Annotated in this window: 14 protein-coding genes; 5 read left to right on the forward strand and 9 right to left on the reverse strand. The window is 64.3% G+C overall.

Annotated features, from left to right (window positions below):
* Nucleotides 1-25: 25 nt before the first annotated feature.
* Nucleotides 26-505, reverse strand: a complete 480-nt coding sequence (locus ACK6AU_RS09300; RefSeq protein WP_409298951.1) for a DUF1348 family protein — start codon at nt 503-505, stop codon at nt 26-28.
* Nucleotides 506-563: 58 nt separating this feature from the next.
* Entirely contained in the window at nt 564-1127 is a 564-nt protein-coding gene (locus ACK6AU_RS09305; protein WP_409298953.1) for a TetR/AcrR family transcriptional regulator, read from the reverse strand.
* Between the two features lie 179 nt (nt 1128-1306).
* On the opposite strand from ACK6AU_RS09305, the gene pssA reads away from it, so the two are divergent.
* Nucleotides 1307-2650 (forward strand): CDP-diacylglycerol--serine O-phosphatidyltransferase, encoded by a 1344-nt coding sequence (pssA, locus tag ACK6AU_RS09310; RefSeq protein ID WP_409298955.1) that lies wholly within the window; start codon nt 1307-1309, stop codon nt 2648-2650.
* 158 nt (nt 2651-2808) lie between these two features.
* On the opposite strand, the gene ACK6AU_RS09315 is transcribed toward pssA, so the two are convergent.
* The 7 genes from ACK6AU_RS09315 to ACK6AU_RS09345 all read right to left on the reverse strand — a co-directional run bounded on the left by ACK6AU_RS09315 (nt 2809) and on the right by ACK6AU_RS09345 (nt 10437).
* Nucleotides 2809-3993, reverse strand: coding sequence for an MFS transporter (locus tag ACK6AU_RS09315; protein WP_409298957.1), 1185 nt, complete (start codon nt 3991-3993; stop codon nt 2809-2811).
* Nucleotides 3994-4120: 127 nt separating this feature from the next.
* Nucleotides 4121-4945, reverse strand: a complete 825-nt coding sequence (gene efeO, locus ACK6AU_RS09320; RefSeq protein ID WP_185698761.1) for an iron uptake system protein EfeO — start codon at nt 4943-4945, stop codon at nt 4121-4123.
* Nucleotides 4946-4981: 36 nt separating this feature from the next.
* Nucleotides 4982-6295 carry an iron uptake transporter deferrochelatase/peroxidase subunit gene (efeB, locus tag ACK6AU_RS09325; RefSeq protein ID WP_409298960.1) on the reverse strand — a complete coding sequence of 438 codons (1314 nt, stop codon included), beginning with the start codon at nt 6293-6295 and terminating at the stop codon, nt 4982-4984.
* An 18-nt stretch (nt 6296-6313) separates the two neighbouring features.
* Complete coding sequence (gene efeO, locus ACK6AU_RS09330; RefSeq protein WP_409298962.1) at nt 6314-7513, reverse strand: iron uptake system protein EfeO; 1200 nt, start codon at nt 7511-7513, stop codon at nt 6314-6316.
* Nucleotides 7514-7521: 8 nt separating this feature from the next.
* Nucleotides 7522-8367 carry an iron uptake transporter permease EfeU gene (gene efeU / locus ACK6AU_RS09335; protein WP_409298964.1) on the reverse strand — a complete coding sequence of 282 codons (846 nt, stop codon included), beginning with the start codon at nt 8365-8367 and terminating at the stop codon, nt 7522-7524.
* 346 nt (nt 8368-8713) lie between these two features.
* Nucleotides 8714-10006 (reverse strand): glycosyltransferase, encoded by a 1293-nt coding sequence (locus ACK6AU_RS09340; protein WP_409298966.1) that lies wholly within the window; start codon nt 10004-10006, stop codon nt 8714-8716.
* 71 nt (nt 10007-10077) lie between these two features.
* On the reverse strand, nt 10078-10437 hold the full coding sequence (locus ACK6AU_RS09345) for a response regulator (protein WP_409298968.1): 360 nt from the start codon (nt 10435-10437) through the stop codon (nt 10078-10080).
* Nucleotides 10438-10689: 252 nt separating this feature from the next.
* On the opposite strand from ACK6AU_RS09345, the gene ACK6AU_RS09350 reads away from it, so the two are divergent.
* From ACK6AU_RS09350 to ACK6AU_RS09365, 4 genes are read left to right on the forward strand one after another with little or no spacing between them, the layout of a single operon-like run.
* On the forward strand, nt 10690-14181 hold the full coding sequence (locus ACK6AU_RS09350) for a response regulator (protein WP_185698767.1): 3492 nt from the start codon (nt 10690-10692) through the stop codon (nt 14179-14181).
* The gene (locus ACK6AU_RS09355; protein ID WP_185698768.1) at nt 14181-14996 is read left to right on the forward strand and encodes a protein-glutamate O-methyltransferase CheR; all 816 of its coding nucleotides are present in this window, start codon (nt 14181-14183) and stop codon (nt 14994-14996) included. The genes ACK6AU_RS09350 and ACK6AU_RS09355 overlap by 1 nt, the downstream gene beginning before the upstream one ends.
* On the forward strand, nt 14993-15598 hold the full coding sequence (locus ACK6AU_RS09360; RefSeq protein ID WP_185698769.1) for a chemotaxis protein CheB: 606 nt from the start codon (nt 14993-14995) through the stop codon (nt 15596-15598). Before ACK6AU_RS09355 ends, ACK6AU_RS09360 begins: the two co-directional genes overlap by 4 nt.
* Nucleotides 15592-16800 (forward strand): hybrid sensor histidine kinase/response regulator, encoded by a 1209-nt coding sequence (locus ACK6AU_RS09365; RefSeq protein ID WP_185698770.1) that lies wholly within the window; start codon nt 15592-15594, stop codon nt 16798-16800. The genes ACK6AU_RS09360 and ACK6AU_RS09365 overlap by 7 nt, the downstream gene beginning before the upstream one ends.
* Nucleotides 16801-16917: the final 117 nt, after the last annotated feature.

Consider the following 16917-nt stretch of genomic DNA (forward strand, 5'->3'; position numbering starts at 1 on the left):
TGGCCCGCAGGGCCACAGGTAGCCGTTACAGGCCCAGTTCGGTCAGGCCCGGATGATCGTCCGGGCGGCGTCCCAGGGGCCAGTGGAACTTGCGTTCGCTGGCCTTGATCGGCATGTCGTTGATGCAAGCGAAACGCCGGGCCATCAGCCCCTGTTCGTCGAATTCCCAGTTCTCGTTGCCATAGGAGCGGAACCAGTTACCCGAGTCGTCGTGCCATTCATAGGCGTAGCGCACGGCGATGCGGTTGTCGGTGAAGGCCCAGAGTTCCTTGATCAGCCGGTAGTCCAGTTCCCTGGCCCACTTGCGGCTGAGAAAGGCCTTGGCCTCCTCGCGGTTATGGGCAAATTCGGCGCGGTTGCGCCATTGGGTATCCAGGGTGTAGGCCAGGGATACCCGCTCCGGATCCCGGGAGTTCCAGCCATCTTCGGCCAGGCGGATCTTCTCGATCGCCGACTCGCGGGTGAAGGGGGGAAGCGGTGGACGCATTTGCGGGTTAGATGACATGACCTGTCTCCAGTGAAAGTTGCTGTTGCAACTAAGAAGTTGCCGGGGTTGCGGATAATCAAAGGTCCAATAACTTTCGCGCCATGCATTGCGCATTATCGGCGGCACTGTGATCGCCCATGACCAGGGCGACGGTGATGGCGCCATCGATCAGCACCAGCAACTGCGCCGCCAGTTGTGCCGGATGCGCTGCGCCATGTGCCTGGCAGAGCTCGAGCAGGTAGTCGAGCAGTTTCTGTTTATGGCGGCGGGCTACCTGGCGTACCGGGTCTTGCGGATCACCGGTTTCCCCGCTGGTGTTGATGAAGGCGCAGCCACGAAAGCCTTCGCTGGCGAACCAGCCCTTGAGCACGCTGAACAGTGCCTGCAGGCGCTGGGCCGAGCCCTGGGCCTTGTCCACCTCGCCGCGGTACCAGCGCATCCAGCGCTCGTCGCGCCGTTCGAGGGCGGCCACCACCAACTGCTCCTTGTTGTCGAAGTAGCGATAGATGCTCTTGCGCGAAACGCCGGCGGTCTTGACCAGAAGATCCATGCCAGTGGCGGCGATGCCACTTTTATAGATCAACTTCTCGGTGACATCGAGAATGATGTCGCGTGTTTCGGAGTGAGTGATTTCGTTCATGCGACAGAGAGTAGAACGATCGTTCTCCTTGGTCAATGTGTTGTTGCGAACTGGCCGCCGAGCGACGCCAAGTGCGTTTGCTGCGGGCAGTTTGAGTGTCATGTGGGACTGACAGGGGACTGCAACCTATCCATGGTGTAAGCTCTTGCGCTCTTTCGGATTCGAGTCACCGCGAGCCCATGCCGTTGCTTTTCAAACGTACCCTGCTACCCAAGCTGCGCAGCTTCCCCTTGGCCGCCGAGGCCTTCATCACCCTGCGGGGTGCTGCGCAATTTCGTCAGACCCTGCTGGAGCAGATTGCCCAGGCGACCCGGCGTATCTATATCGTCGCCTTGTACCTGCAGCAGGATGAAGCCGGCCAGGAAATCCTCGAAGCCCTGCACGCCGCCAAGGCTGCCCGTCCGGAACTGGATGTGGTGGTCGTGGTGGACTGGATGCGTGCCCAGCGCGGCCTGATCGGTGCCGGCAAGCAGCCGGGCAACTCGGCCTGGTACCAGGAGATGACCCGCAGCCATGCCAGCGTGGTCCCGATCTACGGCGTGCCGGTGCAGACCCGCGAGCTGTTCGGGGTGTTGCACCTCAAGGGCTTCGTGATCGACGACAGCGTGCTCTACAGCGGCGCCAGCCTGAACAACGTGTACCTGCACAAGCTCGACAAGTACCGCTTCGACCGTTATCACCTGTTGCATAACCGCGAACTGGCCGACTCCATGCACCACCTGGTGCAGCACGGCCTGGTGGAGTCACGGGCGGTGCATCGCCTGGACCTGCCCAAGCCACCGACCACCCGCAGCCTGCGCAACGATATCGGCGACCTGCGCAGCCGTCTCAAGCATGCGACCTACGACACCGCCGCCGGCAGCCTGGACAAGAGCGGCCTGACGGTCAGCCCGTTGCTCGGGGTGGGCAAGGGCAACCGGTTGAATCGGGTGATCTGCGAACTGATGGCCAGAGCCCAGCGCCAGCTGACCCTCTGCACCCCGTACTTCAACCTGCCGTTGCCGGTAGTGCGCGAACTCAATCGCGCACTGGAGCGTGGGGTGAAGATCGATATCGTCGTCGGCGACAAGACCGCCAACGACTTCTTCATTGCGCCCAGCGAGCCGTTCAAGGTCATTGCCGCACTGCCTTATCTGTATGAAATCAGCCTGCGGCGCTTCGCCAAGCGCTACCAGAAGTTCATCGACAATGGGCAGTTGAACCTGCACCTGTGGCGCGACGGCGACAACACCTATCACCTCAAGGGGCTGTGGATCGACGAGCGCTATACCTTGCTCACCGGCAACAACCTCAACCCACGGGCGTTCCGCCTGGACCTGGAAAACGCCCTGCTGCTGGACGATCCCAAGGGCGAGTTGCTGGAGCCGCGGCGTGCCGAGCTGGAAGATATCTACCGCCATACCCGGCGCATCGAGCATTTCCAGCACCTGGACAGCCTGGCGGATTACCCGGAGGCGGTGAGCAAGTTCCTGCGCCGGGTCAGCCGCGTGCGTATCGAACGCCTGCTGTACCGCATCCTTTGATCTGTCGCCGCCAGGCCCTTCAGGCGGTGAATATCACCGTGCCCCTGCGGGGCATGCGATCTACACGAAGCGCGAACCCGTAGCCGCTGCCGAGCCTGCACAAAGGGCCGCAGGCCCTTTGTGCAAGTCGAGATCGGCGTGGGGCAGCGGCCAGTGGGTCAGCTTGTTTTCGGCGGGTAGGGCCACAGCGCCACCAACGCCAGCAGCAGCGCCGCCAGCAGGTAGGGCAGGCGTGGCTCCATGGCGTAGATCAAGGTGCCGGCCATTGGCCCGACCACTGCGCCCAGGCCCTGGGCGGCGCCGATGCTACCGGCCGTGGCGCCTTGTTCCGAAGCCTGCACCGAGTTGGCTGCCAGGGCCGAGAACGAGGGAAACACCCCACCCATGCCGGCCGCCGAGACGAAGAACGTCAGCCACAGGCCCCAGGCGCTGTCCACCAGCATGGCCCCGACAAAACCCACCGCGGAAAGCAGGGCACCGAAGCGAATCATCCGCAGTGGCGGCCATTCCAGCTTGCGCACCACCAGTTGGGCGCAGATCAGGGCCAGGCCGACCATGGTCAGGGCGATCCCGGCGGTCTGCGCCGCGTCGGCGGAATTCATCTGCAGGCGATCCATGGCATAGAAGCTCACGGTGATCTGCGCCAGCGTCACGCAGAGCATGGCGACGAAGGCCACCACCATTGGCCGGGCCAGCCGCGGATCGCTCAGGCGCACCCGGCCCGGCGCCTGGGCCAGGTGCAGCTCCTGGCGCGGCAGTCGCCGATGCATCACCACCAGCGCCAGCAGCGGCAGGATGGCCATGACGTAGAAAGGCAGGCTCAGGCTGTGCCGGGCCAGCAGCGCGGCGGCGGCCGGCCCCACCACCAGGCCTACGGCGTTGGCCGCGCCCAGGGAGGCCATGGCCCGGGCCCGGTGCTGGGGTTCGAAGTGGTCGGCCATCAGGGCGAATCCGCCCACCGGTACTGCCGCGTAGAAGGCGCCGATCAAGCCCCGGCCCAAGACCAGGCCGGCGAAGGCCACGGCGACACTGGGCAAGGTCCGCAGCGATATATCGATGAACAGGCACAGGGCCCAGTAGGCCAGGGTGAAGCCGGCGATCCCGAGCAACAGCACTCGGCGGCGGCCATAGCGATCGCTGGCCTGGCCCCAGGGGCGGGCCAGCAAGACCCAGATCACCCCGGCCACGGTCACCGCCACCCCGGCATGCCAGGTTTGCAGGTGCAGCACCCGGGAAATCGGCCCGATCAGCGAGACGAAGGCCATCATCGACATGGTGCAGGCCATGTAGGCCGCCATCAGCGGCAAGAGCGAGAGGGGCCTGGAGGCGGAGGGGGTGGGCATAGCAGGTCTTCCATGAGGAACATCGGGGCGTGCACGTTATCGGGATAACGCACGGCTGCCCAGGCCTAATTTGCAGCGCAAGGGGGCGCTGGTGCAGGAACCGGCGAACCGATTCCTGTCGGGCGGATCAGTTCAGGCCCAGCTTGCCGCGCAGGGTGGAGAGGTCCTCGGCCAGGGTGTTGACCGGGCCCACCAGGGCCTTGCGGTCGTTGTCCTTGACCTTGTCGTAGGTCATGAAGCCACCGTCCGCAGTCTTGTAGTTGGCCAGGATCTTGTTCACGGTGGCGAAGTTCTTGTCCACCTTGGCGACGAAGGCCTGGTCCTGTTTCTCGATCTGTGGGCGGAACAGGTCGACGATCTTCTTGGCCCCGTCGATGTTGCCCTGCAAGTCATAGAGGTCGGTGTGGCTGTAGCGATCTTCCTCGCCGGAGACCTTGGTCGCGGCCACTTCCTCGAGCAGCGCGGCGGCGCCACCGACCACTTTTTCCGGTGGGAAGGTCAGGCCGGCGACGCGGGCCTGCAGGTCCTTGATGTCCTTGTTCAGGCGGTCGGCCAGGTCGCCCAGGCCCTGGGTGCTGTTCTCGGAGAACAACGAGTACTCCAGGCGGTGGAAACCGGTGAAGTCCTCGGCCTTGACCCCTTGTTCATGGTCATCGACGCGCGAGTCGATGGAGGCGTCCAGGTCGCTGAACAGCTCGGCGATCGGCTCGATCGATTCGTAGTAGACCCGGGTCGGTGCATAGAGCTGCCGGGCCTTGGCCAGGTCGCCTTGCTTCACCGCATCGGTGAACTGCTGGGTATGGCTGGCCAGTTCATCCAGTTGTTCGGTGACGTAGATCTTGTAGTCGGAGATCGGCCCCACCAGCTCCAGCGGCGCCGGCGCGGCCAGTGCCGACAGCGGAGCGTGGAGCAAGCCAAGGGTCAGCAACACAGCGAGAGGCGACTTTTTCATGGGACGTTTCCGTGGGGGTTATTGTGGTGGGGCAGATCAGGTATTGGCCTTGGCAGCCGTGGCGGCGAGCAACGACCGACCGATGAAGTCCTGGTCGCTGGTGACTCCCGGCAGGGTGAAGAAATAACCGCCGCCGGTGGGCTTGAGGTACTCCTCCAGGGGTTCGCCGTTGAGCCGGTTCTGCACGGTGATGAAGCCTTTCTCCAGGTCCGCCTGGTAGCAGATGAACAACAGGCCCATGTCCAGCTGGCCGTTCTTGTTCACGCCGTTGGAGTAGTTGAACGGCCGGCGCAGGATCAGGTTCTGCTGGGTCTTGGCGGTGCGCGGGTTGGCCAGGCGGATGTGGGCATCGAGCTTGGTCACCTTGCCGTGGGGGTCCTTGGCGTAGTCGGGGACCTGGCTTTCCCGCTGGCCGTCCAGGGGCGCGCCGCTGGCCTTGATCCGGCCGAGGATGCTTTCCTGCTCTTGCAGCGGGGTGCGGTCCCAGCGTTCGACGAAATTGCGGATGATGCGCACCGCCTGGTAGCTGCCATGGGCGGCCCAGGCCGGTTCGTCGCTGCCGGGCTGGACCCAGACGATCTGCTGCATGGCCTTCTGGTCGTTGGAGTCGGGGTTGGCCGAACCGTCGCGAAAGCCCAGGAAGTTGCGCGCGCTCTGAGCCGGCTGGCCCGGTTTGGCCGGGGCTTGGGGCGGTACGCTGCCTTCCTGTTTCCAGCGCACCAGCAGCAGGTCCGGCAGGTTCTTCACGATATCGCGCAGGGCATGGATGTTGGTGTCGGCGGTGTTGGAGCAGAACTGCAAACTCAGGTCGCCATGGCAGCAGGCCGGTTCCAGGGCGTCGTTGGGAAAGCCCACCATGCGCACCAGGCGCTTGGGCTTGGCGTCGGCCAGGCCGAAGCGCTCGTCGAACAGTGACTCGCCCACCGAGACGGTGATGGTCAGGTTGTCCGGGGTCACCACCGGGCCGAGGATGCCCGAGTCCAGCGGCGGCAGCTTCGGATCGACCTGGGGCACCGGGCCGCCCTGCATGAGGAAGGCGATGCGCGCATTGAGGGTGCGGAACAGGCGCTCCAGGTCGTCGCGGTCGCTGGCCAGGACATCGAAGGCCACCATCATTCCGGCAGCAGGGCGCGCGGTGACGATGCCGCTCTGGTGCTGGCCGTGGAAAGCGTTGCGTTCCTGGGTCCGGTCGCTGCTGGGCGCCACGGTCACCTGGGCCGGCACCTGCTCGGCCATGGCCGGGCCGGCCAGGCTGCTGCCGGCCAGGGCCATGCCGGCGGCGCCCATGCCCAACAGCACACGCCGGCGCTGGGCATCGAAGGAAGGGTTGGACTGGTCTGAATCGTTCATGGCGCAGGACTCGTGCGGTTACAGGCCCGAAAGGCCCAGTGCGGGATCGATGCCATCGAGGGCGTCGGCCAGGGCCTTGGCCTTGTCGGCGAGTACTTGGCGTTGGCTGGTGTCGACCTTGTCATAGGCTTGGTAGCCGAAGCCGTCGCGCAGGTTGTCCAGGCGCGTGCCCAGGGCGTTACCGGCCTCATCCACCCGGGCCAGCAACGGCGCGGCGGACTTGGCCAGCAGCGGCCGCAGCAGGTCGACGACCTTGCGCGTGGTCTCCAGGTTGGCGGCGAAACCGCTGAGGTCGCTGTGGCTGTAGCGTTCCTCCTCGCCGCTGGTGGCACGCAACTCGGCCAGGTTGCGGATGGTGCGGGCGACGCTGCCCACCAGCTGTTCCGGCGGCAGGGTCTGGGCCAGCAGTTGCTGCTTGAGGCTGGCGACATCCTGGGCCAGGCGCTGGGCCACCGGGGCCAGGCCGTTCAGGTCGCGGCGCTGGAACAGCCCGTACTCCAGGCGGTGGAAGCCAGTGAAGCCCGGGTCTTGCTCGCGTTGCTCGAAGTAATCGGCGCGGGCATTGATGGCGTTGTCCAGCTCGGCCAGGCGCTGGGCGGCCGGAGCCAGGCGCTGGTAGGCGGCGCGGGCCGGCACGTAGAGGGCCTGGGCCTGGGCCAGGTCATCGGCCTCGATGGCTTGCTGCAAGGCCGCGACCGCCTTGACCAGGGCGCCGCCCTGGGTGCTCAGGTAGACGCGAAACTCCGACAGCGGGCCGACGAAGGCCACCAGCGACGGCCGGGCCTTGGCCTGGGCGTCGGATTCGGCGGTGGGGGTCACGTGCAGGGTGCCGCGGGGATTGCTCAGCAGGCCGCAGGTGATGGCGTAGTCGCCGGGCTGCAGGTTGGCGTTGATCACCTGGCTCAGGCCCGGGGCGATGTTTTCCCGCTCCTCGACCACCAGCACGCCATCGAGGATTTCCCACTCCACGGCGCGTTCCGAGCGATTGACGATGCGGAAGCTGGCATGGCCGGCGGGCACAGTAAGCGCGTTGGGCTCGCAGCTGTGCGGGTGGATGGTCACGGCGATCTCGCCCTGGTGGGCCTGGCGCTTGCCGGCTGCCAGGTGCGAGGCGTAGTAGAACAGCCCGCCGGCGGCGACCATCACGATCACCGAACCGGCAACCGCCCAACGCAGAGCGCGAGGCGGCGAGGCCTGGGGAGAGGCTTGCTGGGTCATGGGGAGCCTTACTGACTGGAAACGGAAGACGAGCCGGGTGCCTTGGCTAGCGTGGCGCCGGGCAGGAAGAACAGCGCCAGGGTCACCGCCAGGTACAGCACGTAGGCGCCCAGGGTGCTGATGGTGGGGGCCTCCTGGTAGCCGAACATGCCGGCCAGGACCGAGCCCAGGGGGCTGTCCATGGGCAGGCTGGCGCTGAAGTCGAACAGCACGGTCTGCAGGTGGTTCCACAGCCCGGCCTCATGCAGTGCCTGCACCGAGTTGGCGAGGATGCCGGCGGCCACCACCAGGATGAACAGCCCGGTCCAGCGGAAGAAGGCGCCGAGGTTCAGGCGCATGCTGCCGGTATAGATCAGGTAGCCGACGATGATCGCCGCCACCAGCCCCAGCAGGGCGCCGATGGGCGCGCCGGGGCCTTCGCTCTGCTGGAATACCGCCAACAGGAAGAACACCGTTTCCAGGCCTTCGCGGGCGACGGCGAAGAACACCATGGCGATCAGGGCGATGAGCTGGTTCCGGGAGCCGGCCAGGGCCTGGTCCAGGGAGGCGTGCAGGGAGTGCTTGATGCAGCGCGCGACCTTGCGCATCCAGAACACCATGGAGCTGAGGATGCCCACGGCCACCAGGCCGACGAGGCCCTCGAACAATTCCTGTTGCTTCTGCGGGAACTCGGCGCTCACCAGCTCCAGTCCGCCGCCGACCAGCAGGGCCAGGGCCGCGGCGAGGAACACGCCGACCCACACGGCGGGCAGCCACTGGCCGCGTCCGGTCTGTTGCAGGTAGCTGGCGATGATGCCAACGATGAGCGCGGCTTCGATCCCTTCGCGCAGCATGATCAGAAATGGAACGAGCATTCGGCCCCCGCGGGGAAAACAAGGTAGGGAGCTAAGTTGTAACATAATGATACTTGTTGCTAAATGAAAATCATTGACAACTGCTGAACTGAAGCTGAACGAGATCGCTTCTCAAAGCGTGGCGTCTCTGTCGGTTCGGCTCGGTCGATGATGTCTTGCCGACGGCCGTCGTCCCGCATCGGGAGCCGCGGCTGCTCGATGGACACGTCGATGGCCGGCCCATGCGGGAGAGCTGCAGGTCTCGTGCAGCGCGGGGCCAGGTGCACTGGCAAGGACTCAGGCCCCAGTGTTTCAGGAGGCCGGGTTGAAGAGGGCAAATACCCTCTGGATACGACGCCGCCAGGGGTCAGGTGCGGTTCTTGGCCTCGATCCACTGGGCCATGTATTGGGTGCTCTTGTGATGGTGGTGGCGCAACATGGCGCCGGTGAAGTTGTCCCGACGCTCTTGGGCCAGATGCTCGCGGCATTCTTGCAGGCGCTGGATCAACGCCGGGCCGTGGACGTGCCGCCGGTAACGGGCCTCTAGCAGTTGCGCGCCATCGGCCTGGGCCTGTTGCCACAAGGCCTGGTCCTGGTACAGGCGCACTGCCGCCGTCGCCAGGGCGCTGGCGGATTCGGCGACCATGCCCGGCCAGGGCAGGCCGGGTTCGTTCATGGATTCGCTACCAATGGGCGTGGTCACGCTGGGGGTGCCGCAGAGCATGGCATCGAGCAGCTTGCCCTTGATCCCGGCGCCAAAGCGCAAGGGCGCCAGGCAGATGCGTGCGGCGCTCATCACCTGCAAGGCATCTTCGGCCCAGTTCATGATGTAGAAGCCCTGGGCGGGGTTATGCAGCGCCACCGCCTTGGGTGGGGTATAGGCGCCGTACAGGTGCAGTTGCGCGTTCGGTAGCTGCTGGCGGATCAACGGCCATACACGGCTTTTCATCCAGAGCACGGCGTCCCAGTTCGGCGCGTGGCGGAAATTGCCGATGCTGAGGAAGTGCTCGCGCTGCTCGAAGGGCGCGCAGGCCCGGGGCCCTGGGTCGAGCATCAGCGGACACCAGTGCAGCAATGCCGGTGGCAGGCCGAACTGCTCCCGCAGCAGTTGGATCTCCACCTGGGAAATCATCAGGCTGAGGTCGCAACGGTAGATAGCGGCGATCTCGCGCTTGGCCAGGTCGGTCTCGGCCATGTGCCGGAATTCGTCCGCCCGGGCCTGGGCGAACAGCGGGCTGAAGTCGTCGTCCGCGGCGCCGCTGTTCAGGTGGTCCTTGAGGCGCTGGTGGCGGGCATGGCGCAGGCATTGCAGGTCCGAGGTCTCCAGGACCCGCACGGCAGCGGGGCAGTGCTGCTCCACGCGCCAGCCGAATTGCTCTTCCATCATGAACTGGTCGAACAGCACGATGTCCGGCGCCAGTTCAGCGACGAAGCGGTCGAAGCTGGCGTTGTTCAGTTCGATCGGACATTCGCGGATGCCCAGGGCCTCGAGGTCTTCCTTGTGTTCGCCGGGCTTGGCCGGGCTACTGAAGGTCAGGTCCCAGCCCTGGTCGAGAAAGCACTGCAGGATCTGCATCATGTGCCCGCCGGCGGCCGAGGAGCGCGGTTCGGGCCAGACGTAGCCAATGACCAGGACCTTGATCGCGGCGGTGAGGGGCATGGAATAGGGTTCCTGGCGGGCGAGGGCGAAAAACCGCCATTAAACCACAGCCCTGGAGGCTGGCGCCCGCTTCAGCCGAGGATGCTGCGCACCTTGTCGCGCAACTGGTCGATGGAGAACGGCTTGCCGATCACCGCCATGCCGCCGGGTACGTCGATGGACTCGGCGTAGCCGCTGGCGAACAGCACCGGTAACCGGGGACGCAGCAGCAATGCGCGCTCGGCCAGTTCCCGACCGTTCATGCCCGGTAGTCCGACATCGGTCATCAGCAGGTCGATGGGTTGCTCCCGGTCCTGCAAGCGTTCCAGCGCCGCCTCACTGCCATCGGCCTCGAGCACTGCGAATTCCAGTTCTTCGAGGACGTCGACGATCAGCATGCGCACGATGGCATCGTCTTCGACGACTAGGATGGTAGGGGCACTAGCGGGCATAGGGGCACTCTCAAGGGGTGGATTCGGTGGAGCCGCGGCAAGCGGCCTTGTGCATCAGTAAATGGCGCGAGGTCACAAGTTCCCGAAACTGTACAAAAAAATCGCTTGTACAAGTGCCAGCAAGAATAACCGCTTCTATTGTCCTACGGCAGAGCAAATCCCAGATTACCGGCATGCAGGTTATAAAAAATAGCTGCGATGGCCGAATGTGGGGCAAACTTCCTTTCTTTTACCAGTGCCAAGGTCCATCCAATGATTCGTCCGTCCTCGGTTGATGAACAGAGTTTTCGCAAGCTGCTGACCCGCAACATCAGCCTGCCTCTTGGCGTGGGCGTACTCAGTGCGGTGTTTTTCGTGTCCTTGATCACCTACCTGCTGTCGGTGATCCAGTGGGTGCAGCACACCGACCGGGTGATCAACAACTTCAACGAGGCCGCGCGCCTGACCATCGACCTGGAAACCGGCATGCGCGGTTTCCTGATCACCGGCAACGAAAAGTTCCTCGATCCCTATGAGGTGGCCAAGCCGCGCATCATCAGCGAACTGCGGGGTTTGCAGGATCTGGTGGCGGACAATCCGCAGCAGGTGGACCGGGTCCGGCGCATCGAGGCCTTGCAACTGGAATGGAACAACTACGCACAGGGCATGATCGAGCTGCGCCGCAATAACGGCGACTACCGCGAGGCGGTGCTGGCCGGACGCGGCAAGCGCCTGACCGACGAGGTACGCAAGGAGTACGACGATGCGGTGGACGTGGAGCAGCAATTGCGCCAGCAGCGTAATGAGAACGTCAGTCGCACCACGATTTTCAGCGTCGCCCTGTACCTGCTGTTCGTGGTGGGCATCAGCGGCTTGCTGGCCTATGTCGGGCGCCGCGACCTGCTGGCCCTGTCGCGCAGCTACAGCGATAACCTCGAGGCTGAGCTGCGCAGTGCCCGCATGCTGGAGCGCCAGGCCTGGCTACGCAACGGCCAGACCGAGTTGGCCGAACAGATGCTGGGGCAGTTGAGCCTGAACCTGCTGGGACGCAACGTCCTGCAGTTCTGTGCCCAGTACTTGGGAACGGCGGTGGCGGCCTTGTATGTGCGCGAAGAGCACGGCGGTCTCAAGCGCGTGGCAGCCTATGGCTTCTCCCGCGAGCAGGAAGAGCAGGGGCAGGCGCTGTACAGCGATGAGGGCCTGGTGGGGCAGGCGGCCCAGCACAAGCGGGTGATTCGCCTGGACGAGGTGCCGGTCGATTACTTCAAGGTCAGCTCGGGCCTGGGCGAGGGTCTGCCCCGCAGCGTGCTGGTGGTGCCGACCCATGACGACGACCGGGTCAACGGCGTGATCGAACTGGGCTTCCTGCGCGAGTTGGGCGAGCGCGATATCGAGTTCCTGGAACTGATAGCCGGCAACATCGGCACTTCCATCGAGGCGGCGCGCTATCGCCAACGCTTGCAGGAAGTGCTGGCCGAGACCCAGCAGCTCAACGAAGAACTGCAGGTGCAGCAGGAAGAGCTCAAGACCGCCAACGAGGAGCTGGAAGAACAGTCGCGGATTCTCAAGGAGTCCCAGGCGCATCTGGAAACCCAGCAAGTGGAGCTGGAGCAGACCAACGAACAGCTGGCGGAACAGGCCCAGGTGCTGTCCGAGCAGCGCGACGCCATGGATCGCAAGAACAGCGAGCTCAACGATGCGCAGGTCAAGCTGCAGGAGCGCGCCGAAGAACTGCAGCGCTCGAGCAAGTACAAGTCCGAGTTCCTTGCCAACATGTCCCACGAGCTGCGCACGCCGCTCAACAGTTCGCTGATCCTGGCCAAGCTGCTGGCCGAGAACGCCCAGGAAAATCTCAGCGAGGAGCAGGTCAAGTTCGCCGAGTCGATCTATTCCGCGGGCAACGACCTGCTGAACCTGATCAACGACATCCTGGACATCTCCAAGGTCGAGGCCGGCAAGCTCGAGGTCCGGCCGGAGAACGCCAGCGTATCGCGCCTGGTGGAGGGCTTGAGCAACCTGTTCCAGCCGCTGACGGCGGAAAAAGGCCTGGAGTTTCGCGTGGAGCTGCAACCCGGGGCGCCGCAGACGCTGTTCACCGATCGCCAGCGGGTCGAGCAAGTGCTCAAGAACCTGCTGTCCAACGCTGTCAAGTTCACCGAGCAGGGCCAGGTCAGCCTGACGGTGTCCGCCCACCCCGGTGCCGGGATCGCCTTCGCCGTGCAGGACTCCGGGATCGGCATCGCCCAGGACCAGCAGGAAAGCATCTTCGAAGCCTTCCGCCAGGCCGATGGCACCACCAACCGGCGTTATGGCGGCACCGGCCTGGGCCTGTCCATTTCTCGCGACCTGGCCAACCTGCTGGGGGGCTCCATCAGCGTCAGCAGTGAGCCGGGGCGCGGCAGTATCTTCACCCTGGTCTTGCCGGAGCACTACGACGCCGAGTCGCCGGTGCTCCCGGCGGAACCGGCACCGCTTGCGCCGGTGGCCGTGCTCCAACCGCCGCAAGCGGTGCCGGAGGTAGTGGTGGAGCCTGCCCCGATCCCGCGTTTCGCCGACGACCGGGACAAGGCGCCGTTCAGCGGCCGCAGCATCCTGGTGGTGGAGGATGAAGCCAACTTCGCCCATATCCTCTTCGACCTGGCCCACGAGCTGGGCTACCAGTGCCTGGTGGCCCACGGCGCCGACGAAGGCTACGGCCTGGCCACGCAGTTCATCCCCGATGCGATCCTTCTGGACATGCGCCTGCCCGACCACTCAGGCCTGACCGTGCTGCAGCGGCTCAAGGAGCATCCGCAGACCCGGCACATCCCGGTGCACGTGATCTCGGTCGAAGACCGGGTGGAAGCGGCGATGCACATGGGCGCCGTGGGCTATGCGGTCAAGCCCACCACCCGCGAGGAGCTCAAGGACGTCTTCGCTCGCCTGGAGGCCAAGCTGACGCAGAAAGTCAAGCGCGTGCTGCTGGTGGAGGACGACGATCTGCAGCGCGACAGCATCGCCCGGCTGATCGGCGACGACGATATCGAGATCACCGCCGTGGGCCTGGCCCAGGACGCCCTGGAGTTGCTGCGCGAGAACATCTACGACTGCATGGTCATCGACCTCAAGCTGCCGGACATGCTGGGCAACGACCTGCTCAAGCGCATGTCCACCGAGGACATCTGTTCGTTCCCGCCGGTGATCGTCTACACCGGGCGCAACCTGACCCGCGACGAAGAGGCCGAGCTGCGCAAGTATTCGCGCTCGATCATCATCAAGGGCGCACGCTCGCCGGAGCGCCTGCTGGACGAAGTGACGCTTTTTCTGCACAAAGTCGAATCCCAGTTGTCCCATGAACGGCAGAAGATGCTCAAGACCGCCCGCAGCCGCGACAAGGTGTTCGAGGGGCGCAAGATCCTCCTGGTGGACGATGACGTGCGCAACATCTTCGCCTTGACCAGTGCCCTGGAACACAAGGGCGCGGTGGTGGTGATCGGTCGTAACGGCCTGGAAGCCATCGCGAGGCTCAACGAGGTCGACGACATCGATCTGGTACTGATGGATGTGATGATGCCGGAGATGGACGGTTTCGAGGCCACCACGCAGATCCGCAAGGATCCGCGCTGGCGCAAGCTGCCGATCATCGCCGTCACCGCCAAGGCCATGAAGGACGACCAGGAGCGTTGCCTGCAGGCCGGCGCCAACGACTACCTGGCCAAGCCCATCGATCTTGACCGGTTGTTTTCACTTATCCGCGTGTGGCTACCCAAGATGGAAAGAATTTAGTGGAGCGCAATACCGAGATCGAACTGCGTCTGTTGATCGAAGCTATCTACCTTAAATACAGCTACGACTTTCGCGATTACTCCGGCGCTTCGATCAAGCGCCGGGTGCACCATGCCTTGCGCCAGTTCGACTGCAAGACCATTTCCGCTTTGCAGGAGCGGGTCCTGCACGACCCGACCGCCTTCATGCAGTTGCTGCAGTTCCTGACCATCCCGGTCAGCGAGATGTTTCGCGACCCTTCGCACTTCCTGGCCATTCGCCAGGAAGTGGTGCCGCTGCTCCGGACCTATCCGTCGCTGAAGATCTGGATCGCCGGGTGCAGCACCGGTGAAGAGGTCTATTCCATGGCCATCCTGCTGCGCGAGGAAGGGCTGCTGGAGCGCACCATCATCTACGCCACGGACATCAACCCCAGTTCCCTGGAAAAGGCCAAGCAGGGCATCTTCTCCCTGGAGAACGTGCGGGCCTATGCCCACAACTACCAGCGTGCCGGCGGCAAGCGTTCCTTCGCCGACTACTACACCGCCGCCTACGACTACGCGATCTTCGACAAGAGCCTGCGCGAGAACTTGACCTTCGCCGACCACAGCCTGGCCACCGACAGCGTATTTTCCGAGACGCATTTGATTTCTTGTCGTAACGTATTGATTTATTTCAATAAAAAGCTTCAGGATCGGGCCTTCGGATTGTTTCACGAGTCCCTTTGCCATCGTGGTTTCCTGGTGCTGGGCAGCAAGGAAACCCTGGACTTTTCCGCCTATGCCAAGCATTTCGAGCCTTTGGTCAAACAAGAACGGATCTACCGCAAGTCATGAGCCAGGACATTTGCAGTACCAATCCCCGGCCGCGGATCGAGGCCGTGGTGGTGGGCGCTTCCGCTGGCGGCGTCGAGGCCTTGCTGAGCCTGTTCGGCGACCTTGGCCGTGGGTTTCGCCTGCCGGTGATCGTGGTCCTGCACCTGCCTGATGAGCGCCGCAGCCAATTGGCCGAGGTGTTCGGCCGACGCCTGTCGCTGCGAGTCAAGGAAGCCGACGACAAGGAACAGATCGTGCCGGGCACCCTGTACTTCGCGGCTCCTGGCTACCACCTGTCGGTGGAGCAGGACCGCAGCCTGTCCCTGAGCCAGGAGGAGCGGGTCCACCATTCGCGCCCATCCATCGACTACTTGTTCGAGTCCGCCGCCGATGCTTATGGCGAGCGCCTGGCCGCCGTACTGCTGACCGGGGCCAACCAGGATGGCGCCGCCGGGCTGGCCGAGGTCAAGCGCCAGGGCGGCCTGACCATCGTCCAGGACCCCGGCGAGGCCCAGGTATCGACCATGCCCGATGCCGCACTGGCCTTGCACCAGCCGGACCATATCCTCCCTTTGCGCGGTATCAGCTTGCTGCTGGCCGAGCTGGAACGAATCGCATGTTGAGTAATATCCAAGCCAAGTTGCTGATCGTCGACGATCTGCCGGAAAACCTGCTGGCCCTGGAGGCGCTGATCAAGCGCGAGGACCGTCAGGTGTACAAGGCGCTGTCGGCCGACGAGGCCTTGTCGCTGTTGCTCCAGCATGAGTTCGCCATGGCCATCCTCGATGTACAGATGCCCGGCATGAACGGCTTCGAGCTGGCGGAGCTGATGCGTGGTACCGAGAAGACCAAGAACATCCCGATCATCTTCGTCAGCGCCGCCGGGCGCGAGCTCAACTATGCCTTCAAGGGCTACGAGAGCGGGGCGGTGGACTTTCTGCACAAGCCCCTGGACATTCACGCGGTCAAGAGCAAGGTCAACGTGTTCGTCGACCTGTACCGCCAGAGCAAGGCCATGAAGCAGCAGGTCGAGGCCCTGGAGCAGAGCCGGCGCGAGCAGGAGGCCCTGCTCAGGCAATTGCAGGCCACCCAGAACGAGTTGGAGCAGGCCGTGCGCATGCGCGATGACTTCATGTCGATCGTTGCCCATGAAGTGCGCACGCCCCTCAATGGTCTGATTCTCGAGACCCAGCTGCGCAAGATGCACCTGGCCCGGGACAATGCCGCGGCCTTCAGCCTGGACAAGATGCACGCCATGGTCGATCGCGACGAACGGCAGATCAAGAGCCTGATCCGGTTGATCGAGGACATGCTGGACATCTCGCGAATTCGTACCGGCAAGTTGTCGATCCGCCCGTCACGTTTCGACCTGGCGCAGTTGGTGCGAGGCCTGGTAGAGAACTTCGCGCCCCAGGTGGAGGCGGCGCAGTCCACCCTGAGCCTGGACGCCGAGGAGCCGGTGGAAGGCAACTGGGACGAGTTCCGCATCGAGCAGGTGGTTTCCAACTTGCTGACCAATGCCCTGCGCTACGGCGCCAAGAGCCCTATCCAGGTGCGGGTTTATTGCCAGGAAGGGGAGGCCCGGATCGAGGTCCGCGACCATGGGATCGGGATCAGCGAGGACAACCAGAGGCGCATCTTCCAGCAGTTCGAGCGGGTCAGCGCCAGCCATGTGGCCGCGGGCCTGGGCCTGGGCCTGTTCATTTCCGAGCAGATCGTCACCGCCCACGGCGGCACGATCAGCGTCGAAAGCCGGATTGGCGAGGGGGCCATGTTCCGGGTCGCCCTGCCGCTGGCGGAGGCGGCATTGTCCACTGGTGCGTAAAAGCGTCACGCCCACGCAACCTCTGCGTGAGCCAATGGTCGTACAGTGGCTGCTGACGTTTGCCTGCGGGCAGGTCGGCAAACGCCAACAGCTCCTTGCAGTAATTGACCGAACAAA

The organism is Pseudomonas sp. KCJK8993 (genome assembly GCF_046230915.1).
GTDB classification, from domain to species: domain Bacteria; phylum Pseudomonadota; class Gammaproteobacteria; order Pseudomonadales; family Pseudomonadaceae; genus Aquipseudomonas; species Aquipseudomonas piscis.